This is a genomic window from uncultured Propionibacterium sp. (assembly GCF_963539965.1).
Taxonomy (GTDB): domain Bacteria; phylum Actinomycetota; class Actinomycetes; order Propionibacteriales; family Propionibacteriaceae; genus Propionibacterium.
This window is the reverse complement of record NZ_CAUTOU010000002.1, coordinates 123,455-139,223: the sequence shown is the minus strand read 5'-3', so window position 1 is coordinate 139,223 and position 15,769 is coordinate 123,455. Positions and strand designations below refer to the sequence as shown.

Below are 15,769 nucleotides of genomic sequence, written 5' to 3'. Positions count from 1 at the left end.
TCCCGCGCCGTCCGCCGGAGTCGCGAACCGAGTCCTTCAGGAGTGGATCAATGACATCGGCCGAGCCCAGGACGCTCGTCGAGACGCAGCGGACCCGGCTGTTCGACCGGGCCAGGCCGCTCGACTTCGCACGCGGCGGTCGTCTGGAGGACGTCACCGTCGCCTACGAGACCTACGGCGCCCTGAACAGGGCCCGCGACAACGCCGTGTACATCTGCCACGCCCTGACCGGCGACGCCCACGCCGCCTTCTGGCACGAGGGCGATGCCCATCCCGGCTGGTGGGACGCCATGATCGGTCCCGGCAAGGCCATCGACACGAGCCGCTGGTTCGTCATCTCCTCGAACATCCTCGGCGGCTGCCGGGGCACGACCGGCCCGTCCGACATCGACCCGGCCACCGGCGAGCCCTACGGCCTGAGCTTCCCGCTGATCGACATGCACGACTTCGTCACCGTGCACCGGGCGCTCGTGCGGGCCCTCGGCGTGGACCACCTGCACGCGGTCGTCGGCGGCTCACTCGGCGGCATGCAGGTGCTCGACTGGTCGCTGAGCCACCCCGAGGACACGGAGCAGGCCGTCATCGTGGCCAGTTCCAGCCGCCTGACCGCGCAGAACATCGCCTTCAGCGCCGTCGGCCGCGAAGCGATCATGCGCGACGAGAACTTCTACGACGGCCGCTTCGCCGTCCACGGGACGAACCCCGATGTGGGGCTGGCCGTGGCGCGCATGATGGCGCACATCACCTATACGAGCGAGGAGGGCTTCGAGGAGAAATTCGCCCGCCGCCCGCAGTACGACGCCCGTCATCCCGGCTTCGGCGTCGATTTCGCCGTCGAAAGCTATCTCGACCATCAGGGCAGTGTCTTCGTGAACCGCTTCGACGCCCTCAGCTATCTGTACCTGACCCGCGTCATGGACTACTTCGACCCGTTCGCGGACCCGACCGTCATGGACAGGGTGGCCGGGAGCGGCCTGAAATACCTGGTCATGAGCTTCGACTCCGACTGGCGCTTCGGCACCGCCCACTCACGGCGGATCGTCCGCCAGCTGCACTCGCGCGGCCTGCCGGTGAGCTTCCGCGAGATCAGCGCGCCATGGGGTCACGACTCCTTCCTGCTGAGGATCGACCCCTACCTCGACACCGTGCGCGCCTTCCTCGAACAGCCGGCCATGCCCAGGCCGAGCACCCGCCGCCGCCGACTGGGGAGGCGCCGCTGATGCCACCCGATCGTCTGACCCAGGGTCTGCTGCGTCACGACCTGCAATCGGTTGCCGCGCTCGTCGACAAGGGCGAACGCGTCCTGGACCTCGGCTGCGGCGACGGCGACCTGCTCGCCTACCTGATCGGGGCCATGGACTGCACGGGCACCGGCGTCGAGCGCGATCCCGACGCCGTCATGGCGGCCATCAGCAGGGGAGTGCCACTGGTCGAGCTCGACCTCGACACCCAGCTGGGGGAGTTCGGCGACGACTCCTTCGACGTCGTCGTCCTCTCGCGCACGCTGCAGGCCGTGCTCCGCCCGAAGGAGGTCGTCATGCAGATGCGCCGCATCGGCAGGCGCCTCATCGTGACCATGCCCAACTTCGGCTTCTGGCGCCATCGCCTGCGCCTGCTGAGCGGCCGCATGCCGCAGAGCCACGATCTGCCGTACACCTGGTACGACACCCCGAACCTGCATCACACGACGCTGGTCACCCTCGAGGAGTTCTTCGACGAGTGCGGGCTCAATGTCGACAAGCGCATCCCGCTGGACGGGGAAGGACGCCAGCCGCGCATCGGCGGGCGCCTCATGCAGTACGGTGCGAATCTGCTCGCCGGCTCGGCGATCTACGTCCTGGCGCGCCGCGACTGACCGGCCGGCGGTCGTCCGGTGCAGAATACGGGCACCCGTACTCGCCCGGGAAGACTCTGTCAAAATGACGATCATGGAATCGACTGATCAGAAGATTCTTGCGCTGTTGACCCGCGATGGACGCATGTCTTTCACCGACATCGGTCGCGAGACCGGCCTGTCGACGTCCGCCGCACAGCAGCGCGTCAGGCGGCTCGAGCAACGCGGTCTCATCACCGGTTACCGAGCCCGGCTCGACGGCAGGGTCCTCGGCCGCTCCCTGGTCGCCTTCATCCAGATCACACCGCTCGGCCAGTCGGCGGACGACTCCAGCATCGTCGAGCTGCTCGAGCGGATGCCCGAGATCACCGCCTGCTACTCGGTGGCCGGTGACGCCAGCTACCTGTGCCGGGCCGATGTCGGCACCCCCGAGGAGCTGGACGACCTGCTCACCCGCATCCGCCTCGCCCAGTCCATCACCACCTCGACCACCGTCGTACTGCGCACCATGTTCGCCGACAAGCCGCTCGTCGACGAGCCCGAGGGATGATGGGCGGCACGCCACACCCACCGGCCCCGGTCAGCGCACGGCTGGCCGCCCCCCGCACCGGTCCGGGACCCGCTCCGCCCTGGTGGGCCTCGACCCTCCTGTCCCTCGCGGCCGGGACTCTTCTGGGCTCGTCCTACCAGCCCTACGGTCTGTGGTTCGCCGCGCCCCTCGGCGTCGGCCTGCTGTGCTGGTTGTCCCGTCAGCCGCGCATGCGACGGGTCGTATGGACCGGCTTCGCCGCGGGCCTGGTCCTGTACGCGATGACGGTCAGCTTCGAGTACGTCGTGGACTGGTGGTTGCCGCTGCTGCTCGTGCCGGTCCTGGCCCTATGGGTGGTGCTGACGGCCGTACTCCAGCACTTCGCCCAGTATCTGAGGCTGTGGCCGGTGTGGTCGGCCGCTGCGTGGATCGCGGCCGAGGCGGGGGCCCAGCGCTTCCCGCTCGGGGGATTCGCCTGGGATCGTCTCGGCTTCACGACAGCCGATGCGCCCCTCGGCGGCTACCTGTGGGTGCTCGGCACCGCCGGCACGGGGTTCGCCGTCGCACTCGTCGGCACCGGCCTGCTCGCCGCCGTCGACGCGGCCCGGGCCGCCGGCCACCGGCTCGGACGGACCACGGCGGTCCTGGTACCGGTCGCCCTGATCATCACCGGCGGGGGAGCGCTCCGCGCCGTCCCCGTGCAGGACCCCGACCAGGGCGAGGTGACGATCGCCGTCGTCCAGGGCGATGTCGACGGCTCGGCCGGGCCGCGCACATCGGGCTACGCGCGTTCGGTGACGAACAACCATGTCTCCGAGACGATCATGGCGATGGCCCGTGCCCGTACGGGCATCGACCCGGCGCCCGATCTGGTGCTGTGGCCGGAGAACTCCACCGACATGGACCCGAACAGCGACCAGCGGACGCGCGAGCTGATCGAGCGGGCCCAGGCCATCGCCGGTGTCCCGATCCTGGTCGGCGCCGTGACCGACGGCCCGGGGACCGACGAGCGCCAGACGACGGCCCTGTGGTGGACGGCCGACGGCGAGACCGACCGCTACGCCAAGCGCAATGCGGTCCCCTTCGGCGAGTACACGCCCATGAAGGACCTCGTCTTCAGGCTCGTGCCGATGGCCCGGCAGGTAGGGCGCCAGACGGTGCCGGGGGCGGAGCCCGGCGTCATCGAGGGCGATCTGGACGACGGACGCCGGCTGAGCGTCGGCGACATGATCTGCTACGAGCTGGCCTTCGACTCGACCGTCTACGACACGGAGCGCTACGGCGGCCAAGTGATGACCGTCCAGTCGAACAACGCCACCTACTCGGGCACGGCGCAGCCGCTGCAGCAGTTCACCATCACCCGCATCCGGGCCATGGAGATGCGCCGCGAGATCGTCGTGTCGACGACCAGCTCCTACTCGGGCATGATCGGCGCCGACGGCAGAGTCATCGCCCGCAGCACCCCCGACACGGCCTACGCACGCTCCTTCATCACGCCGATCCGGTCCGGCACCACGCCGGCGATGACGGCCGGTCCCGTCCTCGAACTGGTGGGTGCGGTTCTGGCGGCGACCAGCGCGATCGCCGGAGTGGCCGTGGGGCGCGCGGCCGGACGCGACCGGGATCGCTAAGCTTGGCCCGTTGCGGCGCCACCACCGCTGCAGCGCGATGTCTGACGGCCCGCAGGGGCCCTCTCCAGCACGAGGAGTGCGTCATGGTTGACCGCAAGCGCGAGCCCTTGGACAAAGTGCTCGTCATCATCCCCACCTACAACGAGGCCGAGAACCTGGGGCCCATCGTCCAGCGGCTGCGCGAGGCCGTACCGACTGCGGACGCCCTGGTCGCCGACGACAACTCCCCGGACGGCACCGGCGCCGTCGCCGATCGCCTGGCCGCGGCCGACGACCACATTCACGTACTGCACCGCGCCGGCAAGGAGGGCCTGGCCCCCGCCTACGTCGCCGGCTTCCGCTGGGGCCTCGAGAACGGCTACGACGTGCTCGTCGAGATGGATGCCGACGGGTCCCACCAGCCGCAGTTCCTGCCCGCCATGCTCGACGCCCTGAAGAGCGCCGACATGGTGAAGGGCTCGCGCTGGATGCGCGGCGGGGAGGTCGTCGACTACGACTTCAGGCGCGAGTGGCTCTCGCGCCTGGCCAACATCTGGATCCAGGCGGCGATGGATCTTCCCGTGCGCGACAGCACGGGCGGCTTCAACGCCTTCCGCGCCAGCGCGCTGGAGGCCATGGACCTCGACACGATCGCCTCGAAGGGGTACACCTTCCAGGTCGACCTCACCCGCCGAGTCATCGCGGGCGGCGGCACGGTCGCCGAGGTCCCCATCAGCTTTCCCGACCGCCGGCTGGGCGAGTCGAAGATGAGCGGCTCGATCATCGTCGAGGCCCTGCGCCGCACGGCCGGCTGGGGCTACGAGAAACGCTCGGCCCAAGTCAAGGAGCTCGCCGAAAAGGCCTCGGCCAGGATCAAGCCCCTGCTCGGCAACCCGAAGGACCAGGCCGACCGGGCCCGCTGACGCCCGGGCCCTCCGGCGCTGCGGGCGCCCAGCGGCGGAGGGCCCGGCTGATCGACGACGATCAGTAGTGCGGGGTGTTGCGCACCACCTCGAGGCGCTCTGCGAGCAACTCCTCGAGCTCCGGGATCGAGCGGCGCTCCAGCAGCATGTCCCAATGCGTGCGAGGCGGTTTGACCTGCTTGTCCTCGGGCTGGGTGCCGTCGGAGCGGGCTGCTACGGCGCCGCAGCGCGGACACTCCCACTCGGCCGGCAGATCCGCCTCAGTCGAGAACGTGATGTCGAAATGATGGCCCTTGGGGCAGTCGAAGCCCAGGACCCTGCGAGCGGCGAACTCGACGCCCTCCTCATCCTCGAAGCTCTTGGCCCCGAGGCCCATACCGCGCAATGCTCGATCTGCCATCTCATTTTCCTTCTTGTTGTCCATAGCCTTACGAGCGGCCCTGCAACGCCCGTGTGCAGCGACAATGATGTCGTGCCGGTTTCAACGATTTGTTCATCACCATTGTTCCATGGACGAGTACCCCCTGCACTCACCCGCCATCGCCCATTAAAGCCCCGATCCGTGGACGCCGGCCGCCGAGAGGGCGGAACCCGTCACCACAGATCAAGATCCACGCACAGGGCCTTCAACTCGTCGATCCGGTTCGAGACGATGCCGTCGACGCCGGCATCCAGCAGGGAGCGCATCTGGCCGGGGGCATCGATCGTCCAGACGTGGACACGCATGTCGCGGGCACGGGCTGTGCGCAGCAGGTTGCGGGTGAGCACCTTGACGCCGACCGGCCCCATCCGCTGGCGCACCGGGACCTGGAAGGCCTGCACGCCCGCGTTCACGAAACGGGGGAGCAGGGGCACGAAGGACGACCAGGCCACAGCGCCCGGGGACGCCGAGACGGCCACGCGCGGACCCATGATCCTGCGGAAGGCCGCCAGCCTCCCGGGGCTGAAACTGGCCACGCAGACCCTGGCGTGGGCATTGTGACGGCGGATGGCCCGCACGAGCGGCAGGACGGCATTGGGCTCCTTGATGTCGATGTTGATGCGCGTGTCGGGCAGTGCCTCGAAGACCTCGTCCATCGTGGGGATCGGTTCACGACCGTCGATGCGGGCGGCCCGCACCCGGCCCCAGTCGAGCTCGGCGATGACCCCCGCACGGTCGGTGACGGGGTCGAGCCTCGCGTCGTGGAAGGCCAGCAGCTCGCCGTCGGACGTGGCCCGCACATCGGTCTCGATGTAGCGGTAACCCAGGTCGTTGACCGCGTGCTGGAAGGCCGGCAGGGAGTTCTCGAGCTCCTCGCCGATACTGCCGTCCCAGCCACCGCGATGGGCGAACGCGGCGAAGGGCGCATCGAAGTACGCGTACTCGCTGGCATTGCGAATCGAGGCGCGCACGGTACGGACAGCGCCTCTCAGCGAAGACCCGGAACGCGGGACAGCAGCCGGGCCGCCCAGCCGGGGGCCCAGGAGGGGACGCCGACGAACAGCAGGACCACGTAGAGGAGGACGGCGGCGAGGGCGACGAAGACGCAGACGCCGATCGCCTTGGCCCTCGTGGACCAGCACTCGACACGACGCACGGTCATCATGACGCCGACGGTGATGCGGTGGGCCCAGCGGAACTCGCTGGCCAGGACGGCCATGCCGATGAGAAAGAGCGGGATGCCGCCGGGACCGGGCAGCCAGCCGGTGAGCGCCGCCAGGACGAGGAGCAGCGCACCGACGACGCCGACGCCGATGCGGTAGGTCAGAGAACTGGCCGGATTGGCATGGATGCGGGCGCGCCAGGCGAAACGTTCGCGGCGGGGGATCTCCCAGCGGTGCATGGCGGGCCGGATGCCGCTGGCGATCAGCGGCTCCGTCAGGCCTCCACCGGCGTGCCCGGAGAGCTCGCCGATGCGGGGCAGCGAGGCCAACGTGCGCCCGATCCTCCCGCCGATCCCGGCTGCGGCGGGGAGCTCACGCGGGCCGACGGCGCGGAGCCGCTGCCGCGACTGCCCCTCGAAGACCTGTGCTGCGCCCATGACATCCATGGTGCCAGAAGAACACGCCGATGGCGCATTCCCGGCGTCCGCCTGGGGGCCGTGCGGGGGCCCTGCCCCTCGGGGGATGCACCCGTGGTCGGACCCTCGTCGGACCGCGGCGGCCAGCCGCGGGTCACTCGTAGAAGGGCTCCACATGGGCGCCGAGGGCGTTGAGCCTGGTAGGCAGGTCCTCGTAGCCGCGGTTGATGACGTAGACGTCGCGCAGGACGCTGCCGCCCCTGGCCGCGAGCATCGCCAGGAACAGGCAGACGGCGGGGCGCAGGGCCGGCGGTGAGACCATGTCGCGGCCGCGCCAACGCGTCGGCCCCGTGATGACGAGGCGATGCGGATCGAGCAGCTGCACGCTGGCACCGAGCTGCGAGAGCTGCAGCAGATGGATGGCCCGGTTCTCGAACACCCAGTCGTGGATCTGCGTCTGGCCGTGGGCCGCCGCGGCGATGACCGCGAAGAACGGCAGATTGTCGATGTTCAGGCCGGGGAACGGCATCGGGTGGATCTTGTCCGGTGGAGCCTTCAACTCGCTGGGGTGCACGGTGATGTCGGTCAGACGGGTGAGGCCGTTGCCGGACCGGTACTCCTCACCGAGGGAGTAGTCCAGGCCCATCTCCTCGCCGAGCACCGCCAGCTCGATCTCGAGGAACTCGATGGGTGCGCGCTCGACAGTGAGCTCGGAGCCGGTGACGACGGCAGCGGTGACGAGGCTCATGGCCTCGATCGGGTCCTCGCTGATCTGGTACGAGACATCCATGCTGGGGGCCTCGTCGAGGCCGTGGATGATCAGCGTCGTGGTGCCGATGCCCTCGATCCGCACACCGAGCAGCATGAGATAGGCGCACAGGTCCTGGACCATGTAGTTGGACGAGGCGTTGCGCACGATCGTCGTGCCGGGCGTGACAGCGGCGGCCATCAGCGTGTTCTCGGTGACCGTGTCGCCGCGCTCAGTGAGGACGATGCGACGTTCGGCCCCGCGGTCGCGGTCGGCCGTGACGTTGTACTGGCCGCTGGTCGCGCGCACCCGGACGCCGAAGTGGCGCAGGGACTGCAGATGGGGCTCGACGGTGCGCACCCCCAGATCGCAGCCGCCGGCGTAGGGCAGCCGGAAATCCTCGTAGAAGCGGCTGAGCGGCCCCATGAACATGATGATCGAGCGCGTCCTGCGGGCGGCGGCCTCGTCCATGGCGGCCAGGTCGAGCCCGCCGGGGCGGTGCAGTGTCAGGTCCCTGCCGTCGGCCGACCACGAGACCTCGACGCCGATGCTGGTGAGCACCTCGAGAAGACGGTTGACCTCCTCGATGTGGGCGATGCCCTTGAGCACCGTGCGACCGCGGTTCAGCAGGCTCGCGCACAGCAGTGCGACGGCGGCGTTCTTGCTGGAACGCACCTCGATGGAGCCCTCCAGATGGGTCTCGCCGCCGATGCGGAAGTTCAGGGCGCTCGTATTGCCCGGCACGATCAGGGGCGACTCGAGGGCGTTGGCGATGCGGTTGATCGTCTCGAGGGACAGATTCTGATGCCCCGACTCGATCCTGTGGATCGCGCTCTGGCTCGTGTTGAGCTCGGCGGCCAGTTGGTTCTGCGTCATGCCGCGCTGCTTGCGGGCATCCCGGATGAGGCGACCGATGTTCGCGGGGGTCGGTTCCTGTGTCACGGCGACATCATAACTCATGCATAACTCATGCGTGAGATATTCCATGATCACGCACGATCCTGGACGCGCCCCGCACGGTGATGTCGCCCAGAGCGAACGGGTAGGCGGGCACCGGACGGGCAGGATCCGATCCTCTACAGTGACAGGCATGAGCGCTCATTTCGATGTTGTTGTTCTCGGTGCCGGCCCCGGCGGCTATGTCGCCGCCATCCGCGCAGCGCAGCTCGGCAAGAAGACCGCGATCATCGAGAAGCAGTGGTGGGGCGGCGTCTGCCTCAATGTGGGCTGCATCCCGACGAAGGCCCTCCTGCGCAACGCGGAGCTGGCCCACATCGTCACCAAGGAGGCCGCAGCTTTCGGCATCGGCGGCGACATCACCGTCGACTACGGCAGGGCCTTCTCCCGCAGCCGCCAGGTCAGCGACCGCATGGTCAAGGGCGTTCACTTCCTGATGAAGAAGAACAGGATCACCGAGTACGACGGCTACTGGGGCACCTTCGTCGATGCGAGGACCCTGCAGGTGGCCAAGGAGGACGGGACCGCGGACACCGTCACCTTCGAGAACTGCATCATAGCTGCCGGCGCCACCGCGAAGCTGCTGCCCGGCACGAGCAGGTCGGCCAATGTCTACTCCTTCGAGGAGATGATCCTGTCCGAGCAGCTGCCCGGCTCGATCATCATCGGCGGTTCAGGCGCCATCGGCACCGAGTTCGCCTACGTGCTGGCCAGTTACGGTGCCGAGGTGACCGTCGTCGAATTCCTCGACCGCATGGTCCCGAACGAGGACGAGGAGATCTCCGCCGAGCTCACCCGCGAGTACAAGAAACTCGGCATCAGGATCATGACCGGCACCGCGGTGCAATCGGTCGTCGACACCGGCACCGGCGTGGACGTCACCGTGGCCCCGGCGGGGGGCGGTTCCTCGCAGGCGCTGCACGCCGACAAGATGCTTCAGGCCATGGGCTTCGCCCCGCGGGTCGAGGGCTACGGCCTCGAGAGCACCGGCGTGGCCCTCACCGAGCGCGGCGCCATCGCGGTCGACGAGTACTGCCGCACCAGTGTCCCAGGCATCTACGCCATCGGCGACTGCACCGCCAAGATGATGCTCGCCCACACCGCAGAGGCCATGGGGGCCGTCGCTGCCGAGACCATTGCCGGCGTCGAGACCATGCCCGTCGACTACACGATGATTCCTCGCGCCACCTATTCGCAGCCGCAGATCGCCAGCTTCGGCCTCACCGAGAAGCAGGCCAGGGACGCCGGTTACGAGGTCAAGACGAGCAAGTTCCCGTTCAGCGCCAATGGCAAGGCCGTCGGCATGGGCGCCGGCAATGGTTTCGTGAAGCTGGTCGCCGACGGCCGCTACGGCGAGCTCCTGGGCGCCCACCTGATCGGCGAGGGCGTCACCGAGTTGCTGCCCGAGTTGACCCTGGCCCAGAAGTGGGACCTGACGGCCGGTGAGATCGCACTCAATGTCCATGCCCACCCGACCCTGTCCGAGGCCCTGAAGGAGGTCGCCGAGGGCATCGAGGGCCATATGACGAACCTCTGATCGCACTCGGCGTCCTTCCCCGCGAGCACCGGTGCGCACCTCCGCGGTGCCCACCGGAAAGCACGGTGTCCGCGGGCCCGGCGGCGGGGGAGGGGCGGACGGGGAGTGGCGATTTCAGCGCCGACGTCCGCCGGGCACGCCGCAGACGAGCAGATCGAGGCGCCAGAGGATCCCCACTGCGGCGAGTACCGTGATGGCGGTGGACAGGGGCGCCCTCGTCAGCTCGATGGCGAACAGGGCTCCGAAGAACGGCGCCTTCTGGTTGAGTGCGAGCACGCAGCCGGCACCCGTAATGGCCAGCACCATCGTCGTGGCCGGGTCGAGCCTCGCGACGCCGCCGAGGCAGGCACCGAGGCAGGCGCCGACGGCCAACGAGGGCGTCAGCAGGCCGCCGGTCGAACCGGTGACGAGTCCCACCGCAGTGCCGCAGGCCTTGGCGAGCAGCAGGACGGCCAGCGCGGGCAGTGGGACGCCGCCGGTGATGACGGCCTGGACGACCACTTGGCCGTTGCCGACGATGCGCGGCTGCCAGACGGCCAGTCCCGCGACGGCGAGCGCACCGAGCGGGACGGTCCAGATGAGCATGCGGGTCGGCGGCGCGTACTTCTTGGCGACGCCGATGAGCGCGTTGAAGCACCGGCCGGCGACCAGCGCCGCGACCACGACGACAAGGGCCCACGGGCCGCACACGGCGGCGGTCCGACTCGTCGGCAGCTCGTAGATCGGCCGGTTGCGGTTGAAGACCCACGAGACGAGCGTGGCGATACCGCAGATCAGGCCGGTCAGCCCCGCCTGGGCCCACCCGCGGCGAGTGCGCAGATCGGGATGCAGGACCAACTCGATCGTGTAGAGGGCGGCCGCCACTGGTGCATTGTAGATGGCTGCCAGACCGGCGCCGGCCGCCGAGCCGATGAGCAGACGACGGGTCTCCTCGCCCACCCCCGTCCGGTCGAGAACCGCCTGGCCGCCGATCGCGGCGAGGATGCGCGGGGCGGCCTCCCGTCCGAGTGACATGCCCGCGCCGACGATGAGCAGCTGGGCCAGGGCGTCGGCGGTGTCGACCAGTGCGGGCATGCGGGCGCGCCTGGCGGGATCCGGGTCGACGGCCTGGGCGATGCCGGGCGGCATGCCCCTGGGCCGGCGGCGGATGCGCCACCAGCAGCAGCCGCAGACCAGGCCCGCCAGCCCCGCCACGAGCAGGCGACGCCAGAGCGGCGCCGCGCCGACGCCGTCCGGGGCGGCCGTGCAGTCGAAGCCGAAGGAGCCCGTCTCGATACCGATGGACAGGTACCGGACCAGTGAGCCGATGAGGCCGGCGACCACCGCCACGAGCACGACGACGAGGCCCAGGCGCACCCGGTCGCATGCCCGAGCCGGGAGCCGCCCGCTCACGTGCCGCCCTCGGCCGCGACTCTGGCCGCCTCGATCCGGGCCGTGTCCGGGTCGAGGTAGACACCGGCGCGGTCCAGGGGTTCTCCCCGCTCGCCGAACCGGAAGACCAGCGGTTGGGCAGCCGGGACGTTGAGCCGCTCGACCTCGGCGGCGCCGAGTCCGCAGATGAGCAGGCACAGCGCGCGCAGCGAGTTCCCGTGCGCGACGACCGCAATGGGGCCCTCGGCCGCGACGAGCCGCCCGCGCAGTCGCGCCCAGAGGGGACGCACGCGCTCGACGACGTCCGCCAGCGACTCGCTCATGCCGGGCCGCAGGGGACCGAGCCCGGCTCCATCGAGCCCGCGCCAGGTGACGCGCTGCTCTTCGGTGGCCGCCGGCGGTTTGCCCGGCAGGGTGCGCCGCCAGACGAAGAAGGCCTTCTCACCCCAGCGGCTGCGGCACTCCCGCTTGGACACGCCCGTCAAGCAGCCGTAGTCGCGTTCGGCCAGACGCCAGTCGACGTGCAACGGGGCATCGGGACACAGGAGCCGGTGGATGCCCTCGGCGGTGCGCGAGGCGCGCAGCAGGGGAGAGGTGACCATCAGGCGGGGGCGCAGTCCGGCGTCGGCCATGAGCCGGGAGGCCGTGCCGATCTGGGCCGAGCCGCGCGGCGACAGGTCGACGTCGAGCAGGCCGGTGAAGATCTGCTCGGCGTTGTAGCAGGACTCGCCGTGACGGACCAGGACGAGAGTGCGCCGATACCGCGCGTCATCGGGTCGCGCATCACTGGTGCTCATCCTCGCCCTCCCGCCTCCGGCCCCGACAGTCTACGACGGGCCGACAGGGGCCGGACGCAGGGCGGTCCCGGCCCACCGCCTCTCATGGAACCCGACGGAGAAAGGGGGCGGTTCAGGTCCGAGGGCCCTGGAGACGGGTCGCACGGCCGTACGCACCGGTCGCGGCGGTGCCGGCCGGGTCCGGCACGGTGATGGAGCGCACGGCCCTCCGGGCTCCCGCGTACCTGCGCAGCTGGTCGGCGCTCGGATAGCGCCCGTACAGCATGATCAGCTCGTCGACGGTGGTCGCGGGCAGCTTGTCCTCGCCCTCGACCTCGATGAGCCTGCGGGTGACGATACTGCGTCGGAAAGCCTCCGGATCGCGCCCCAGACGCAGCCGCTCGACTTCGACGCCCTCGGCGGTGACGGCGGCGACGACCCTGTCGAATTCGGCCAGCTGGCCGGGATCGACCTTGTCAGCCGCTTGTTCATAGATGCGGATACTGCGCATGCGCCGCCCCTCGCCCCCGGTGGGCCCCTGACCGGGCTCGATGATGCCCCGATCCTAGTCCTGCCGGTCCTGCGACGGTCCGACCGCTCGCGGAGCGGGGAGGCCACCGGCCCTGCCCCGCACGACACCGCGCCGCACGGTGAAGTGCCAGCTCAGACCATTCATGGTGAGCACCTTCGGACGCAGCTCGTCGGGCAGGATGCCGGTGCGGTCGGTGTAGCCGAGCAGGTACTCATCGAACGGGGGGAGCGTATACGACCTCGCCAGAGCGCGCTCCAGTTCCCTGGTCGTAACGCCGTCCTGCCAATCGGCCAGGTAGTGGTCGCCATCGCGATGGTAGCCGGTGCCCAATTCGAGAGCCCGTCTGGCGCGAGAGCGCCCCAGGCGCGTCCACCAGGCCAGATCGTCGACGGTCGCCGGGCCGTGCGAGGCGACATAGCGCGTGGCCAGCGCGGCCAAGGCCTCCTCCTCGCCGGTGAGCTCCAGCTGGGGGACGGGCAGGTGCTCGGCGAGCCTGAAGGTCTCGTCGCCGCCGGCCCTGGCACCCTGGACCACCAGGCCCTCACCGCCGAGCGCCCGCATCAGATGCGGGCCGCGGCCCTCGGCCGGATCGATGCCGGCATCGGCGAATGCCCGGTAGCACTCGCGGCGCGTGCGGGGCCCGTCGGCCAGGGCCGCGTGCAGCACGCGCCGCGGTCCGTCCAGGCCCGGCTCCAGCCCCAGTTGCGAGCGGCGCCTCCCGGCGGCCCTCTCGGCCGCGGCCATGCCCAGCGCGCTGAGCCAGGCGGTGTCCTCGGCGGCCAGGTAGTGCAGGGTCCCGCGCTGGGGCCAGCAGCGGACGATGCGCCCGGCGGCGAGTTCGGCCTCGGCCTGGCCCGTCCACGACCTGCTGCGGCGGCGGCCCTGACGGATCGCGATCGCCTCGAGACCGCCGACATAATTCTGCCCCTGGATCGCGAGCATCCACCGGCAGACGTCGGCAGGCGTCAGTCCCGGACCGGTGAGCGGATGGGCGTCCGACGGAGCCAGCAGCTGGGCGATCAGTCGCCGCGCGGCGATCTCACGGGTCTTCATGGGCACCTCGCAACGGTACCGAGTACCGGCCCCGCGGATACTGCGCGACCACGGGTTGTCGGCGGGCCGGATTGCCCCCGGCGTCAGGTCGGTTCCGGCCGCGGTGACCGTGTCCCAGTCCCGCGCCCTCTCCGCTCGGGTCTGCATGATTGCCCGATAATGAGCATTATGTCAGTAAACATCGTCTTCGCGTCGTTTCCCCCGGCGAACCGCTCCCCCGATCGCTCCACGGCAATCGAAACGCCAGCCGCAGCTCATGCGACCGCGGAAACGCCGTACCGGCAACGACAACGATGTTGAGAGCCCCCCGGCGGCCCAACTCAGCGCTCTCGGAACGCGGCGCCCGATCGCCCTTGACCGGGCGCCGGTCCGAGAACCCTTCGAGAGCTTGTGGCCAGCGATGGGCAGATCGGATAGCCACAAGCTCAGGAGCGCCCGCACGACCGGCTTCACAACTCCATCGCACAAGCACCCCACGCGGACACCGCACGGGAATCAAAGGGTGGGAACCCGAGTGGCGCATATTTTCCGCGCAGAAGCAATGCTCTCACATAGCGCGAGCTGTGAATACATTATGTATCGATATTTCACTCTACGCGAACAAGGTTGTTCACAACCCGCCGCGCCACACGCACCTGGTGCTCGTGGCGTCCTCTCCCCCGCTCACCCGGTGACGGTACTCTGCTGCTCATGGCTGATCTACGTCTGCTGTGGACTCCCGACATCGCCGAGCAGAAGGCGCGGCTCGCCCGGCTCGCCGAGCTGGTGAGTCAGGCCGGCCTGGATGCCGTCGTAATGGCGCCCGGCGCCGACATGCGATTCGTCCTGGGGCGCTCTCAGGGCTCGCACGAGCGCTTCACCGGCCTCGTCGTGCCGGCCCACGGCGATCCGTTCCTGGTCGTCCCCGCGCTCGAGCGCCCCGGCTGGGCCGGGTCGCCCGCCGAGCAGATCGGTCTGGACATGCCCACCTGGGAGGACGGCGACACCGCCTACGAGCTCGTCTCGGCCAGGCTCGGCGCCGGCGCCCGCGTCGGCGTGGACGACTACATGCCCAGCATGCACACCACCGGTCTGAGCACGGCGCTCGGCGCGGGTGCCGCTGCCGGCGGCCCGGTCATCCGGACCCTGCGCATGGTCAAGACCCCCGATGAGCTCGAGGCGCTGCACGGCGTCGGCGAGGCGATCGACCGCGTTCACGCCCGTATCGGCGAATGGTTGCGTCCGGGCCGTACCGAGACCGAGATCGGCGCCGACATCGCCGCAGCGATCGTCCAGGAGGGTCACTCCCACGCCGATTTCGTGATCGTCGGGTCCGGCCCCAACGGCGCCAGCCCGCACCACGAGCAGTCCGACCGCGCCGTCCGGGCCGGCGAGTCCGTCGTCATCGACATCGGCGGCCCGGCGCCGAGCGGCTACTTCAGCGATTCGACCCGCACCTACGTGTGCGGCGAGCCCACCGACCCCGAGTTCGAACGGGTCTGGCGGATCGTCACGGACGCCCAACGGGCCGGTGTCGACGCGGCGCGGGCCGGGGCGACCTGCTCCGGCGTGGACGCGGCCGCCCGCAGGGTCATCACGGAGGCCGGCTACGGCGAGTACTTCATCACCCGTACCGGCCACGGCATCGGCATGGAGGTGCATGAGCACCCGTACATGGTGCGGGGCAACGACCTGCCGCTGGAGCCCGGCATGGTCTTCTCGGTCGAGCCCGGCGTCTACCTGCCCGGGCGTTTCGGCGTGCGCATCGAGGACATCGTCGCGATCGGCCCCGAGGGGGGCCCGGTACCGTGCAACCACAGCTCGAAGGATTGGCGGTTGCCGGGCTGACGGCGGGGCCGGGTCCCGGCGGCCGTCCGAGGACGGGACGGGCACGCGACGGCCAGGCTGAGCCCCCGTGAG

The 15,769-nt window shown here is 70.0% G+C and carries 15 protein-coding genes; 7 read left to right on the top strand and 8 right to left on the bottom strand.

The features are described 5' to 3' along the window. The first annotated feature begins 50 nt into the window (after positions 1 to 50). The 5 genes from R2N01_RS01530 (at position 51) to R2N01_RS01510 (ending at position 4,896) form a co-directional block, all read left to right on the top strand. Entirely contained in the window at positions 51 to 1,220 is a 1,170-nt protein-coding gene (locus tag R2N01_RS01530) for a homoserine O-acetyltransferase (RefSeq protein ID WP_316667744.1), read from the top strand. Further along, on the top strand, positions 1,220 to 1,855 hold the full coding sequence (gene metW, locus R2N01_RS01525) for a methionine biosynthesis protein MetW (RefSeq protein ID WP_316667742.1): 636 nt from the start codon (positions 1,220 to 1,222) through the stop codon (positions 1,853 to 1,855). The genes R2N01_RS01530 and metW overlap by 1 nt, the downstream gene beginning before the upstream one ends. Before the next feature lie 73 nt (positions 1,856 to 1,928). Further along, positions 1,929 to 2,384 carry an Lrp/AsnC family transcriptional regulator gene (locus R2N01_RS01520; RefSeq protein WP_316667740.1) on the top strand — a complete coding sequence of 152 codons (456 nt, stop codon included), beginning with the start codon at positions 1,929 to 1,931 and terminating at the stop codon, positions 2,382 to 2,384. Beyond that, on the top strand, positions 2,384 to 3,994 hold the full coding sequence (gene lnt / locus R2N01_RS01515) for an apolipoprotein N-acyltransferase (RefSeq protein WP_316667738.1): 1,611 nt from the start codon (positions 2,384 to 2,386) through the stop codon (positions 3,992 to 3,994). The genes R2N01_RS01520 and lnt overlap by 1 nt, the downstream gene beginning before the upstream one ends. A gap of 83 nt (positions 3,995 to 4,077) precedes the next feature. Then, entirely contained in the window at positions 4,078 to 4,896 is an 819-nt protein-coding gene (locus R2N01_RS01510; RefSeq protein WP_316667736.1) for a polyprenol monophosphomannose synthase, read from the top strand. A gap of 61 nt (positions 4,897 to 4,957) precedes the next feature. On the opposite strand, the gene R2N01_RS01505 is transcribed toward R2N01_RS01510, so the two are convergent. From R2N01_RS01505 to R2N01_RS01490, 4 genes are all read right to left on the bottom strand, one after another. After that, positions 4,958 to 5,296, bottom strand: a complete 339-nt coding sequence (locus tag R2N01_RS01505; protein WP_316667734.1) for an RNA polymerase-binding protein RbpA — start codon at positions 5,294 to 5,296, stop codon at positions 4,958 to 4,960. A 194-nt stretch (positions 5,297 to 5,490) separates the two neighbouring features. Further along, positions 5,491 to 6,288 carry a glycerophosphodiester phosphodiesterase family protein gene (locus R2N01_RS01500; RefSeq protein WP_316667732.1) on the bottom strand — a complete coding sequence of 266 codons (798 nt, stop codon included), beginning with the start codon at positions 6,286 to 6,288 and terminating at the stop codon, positions 5,491 to 5,493. Positions 6,289 to 6,305: 17 nt separating this feature from the next. Continuing rightward, complete coding sequence (locus R2N01_RS01495) at positions 6,306 to 6,917, bottom strand: PGPGW domain-containing protein (protein WP_316667730.1); 612 nt, start codon at positions 6,915 to 6,917, stop codon at positions 6,306 to 6,308. A 133-nt stretch (positions 6,918 to 7,050) separates the two neighbouring features. Continuing rightward, on the bottom strand, positions 7,051 to 8,604 hold the full coding sequence (locus R2N01_RS01490) for a UDP-N-acetylglucosamine 1-carboxyvinyltransferase (RefSeq protein WP_316667728.1): 1,554 nt from the start codon (positions 8,602 to 8,604) through the stop codon (positions 7,051 to 7,053). Between the two features lie 130 nt (positions 8,605 to 8,734). Here R2N01_RS01490 and lpdA point away from each other — a divergent pair, with 130 nt between their 5' ends. Beyond that, entirely contained in the window at positions 8,735 to 10,138 is a 1,404-nt protein-coding gene (gene lpdA, locus R2N01_RS01485; protein WP_316667726.1) for a dihydrolipoyl dehydrogenase, read from the top strand. Positions 10,139 to 10,252: 114 nt separating this feature from the next. On the opposite strand, the gene R2N01_RS01480 is transcribed toward lpdA, so the two are convergent. The 4 genes from R2N01_RS01480 to R2N01_RS01465 all read right to left on the bottom strand — a co-directional run bounded on the left by R2N01_RS01480 (position 10,253) and on the right by R2N01_RS01465 (position 13,870). Then, positions 10,253 to 11,530 (bottom strand): chloride channel protein, encoded by a 1,278-nt coding sequence (locus R2N01_RS01480; RefSeq protein WP_316667724.1) that lies wholly within the window; start codon positions 11,528 to 11,530, stop codon positions 10,253 to 10,255. After that, positions 11,527 to 12,306, bottom strand: a complete 780-nt coding sequence (locus R2N01_RS01475) for a 2,3-bisphosphoglycerate-dependent phosphoglycerate mutase (protein WP_316667722.1) — start codon at positions 12,304 to 12,306, stop codon at positions 11,527 to 11,529. Before R2N01_RS01475 ends, R2N01_RS01480 begins: the two co-directional genes overlap by 4 nt. A 112-nt stretch (positions 12,307 to 12,418) precedes the next feature. Further along, entirely contained in the window at positions 12,419 to 12,796 is a 378-nt protein-coding gene (locus tag R2N01_RS01470; RefSeq protein WP_316667719.1) for an arsenic metallochaperone ArsD family protein, read from the bottom strand. Between the two features lie 54 nt (positions 12,797 to 12,850). Beyond that, a complete protein-coding gene (locus tag R2N01_RS01465; RefSeq protein ID WP_316667717.1) occupies positions 12,851 to 13,870 on the bottom strand; it encodes a DNA glycosylase AlkZ-like family protein in 1,020 nt (339 codons plus the stop codon). A 690-nt stretch (positions 13,871 to 14,560) separates the two neighbouring features. Here R2N01_RS01465 and R2N01_RS01460 point away from each other — a divergent pair. Then, positions 14,561 to 15,697, top strand: coding sequence for a Xaa-Pro peptidase family protein (locus R2N01_RS01460; protein WP_316667715.1), 1,137 nt, complete (start codon positions 14,561 to 14,563; stop codon positions 15,695 to 15,697). Positions 15,698 to 15,769 lie beyond the last annotated feature (72 nt).

Coding starts and splice junctions, on each gene's coding strand:
- R2N01_RS01530 (WP_316667744.1), top strand. CDS start 51: ATGACATCGGCCGAGCCCAGGACGCTCGTCGAGACGCAGCGGACCCGG.
- metW (WP_316667742.1), top strand. CDS start 1,220: ATGCCACCCGATCGTCTGACCCAGGGTCTGCTGCGTCACGACCTGCAA.
- R2N01_RS01520 (WP_316667740.1), top strand. CDS start 1,929: ATGGAATCGACTGATCAGAAGATTCTTGCGCTGTTGACCCGCGATGGA.
- lnt (WP_316667738.1), top strand. CDS start 2,384: ATGGGCGGCACGCCACACCCACCGGCCCCGGTCAGCGCACGGCTGGCC.
- R2N01_RS01510 (WP_316667736.1), top strand. CDS start 4,078: ATGGTTGACCGCAAGCGCGAGCCCTTGGACAAAGTGCTCGTCATCATC.
- R2N01_RS01505 (WP_316667734.1), bottom strand. CDS start 5,296: ATGGCAGATCGAGCATTGCGCGGTATGGGCCTCGGGGCCAAGAGCTTC.
- R2N01_RS01495 (WP_316667730.1), bottom strand. CDS start 6,917: ATGGGCGCAGCACAGGTCTTCGAGGGGCAGTCGCGGCAGCGGCTCCGC.
- R2N01_RS01490 (WP_316667728.1), bottom strand. CDS start 8,604: ATGAGTTATGATGTCGCCGTGACACAGGAACCGACCCCCGCGAACATC.
- lpdA (WP_316667726.1), top strand. CDS start 8,735: ATGAGCGCTCATTTCGATGTTGTTGTTCTCGGTGCCGGCCCCGGCGGC.
- R2N01_RS01475 (WP_316667722.1), bottom strand. CDS start 12,306: ATGAGCACCAGTGATGCGCGACCCGATGACGCGCGGTATCGGCGCACT.
- R2N01_RS01470 (WP_316667719.1), bottom strand. CDS start 12,796: ATGCGCAGTATCCGCATCTATGAACAAGCGGCTGACAAGGTCGATCCC.
- R2N01_RS01465 (WP_316667717.1), bottom strand. CDS start 13,870: ATGAAGACCCGTGAGATCGCCGCGCGGCGACTGATCGCCCAGCTGCTG.
- R2N01_RS01460 (WP_316667715.1), top strand. CDS start 14,561: ATGGCTGATCTACGTCTGCTGTGGACTCCCGACATCGCCGAGCAGAAG.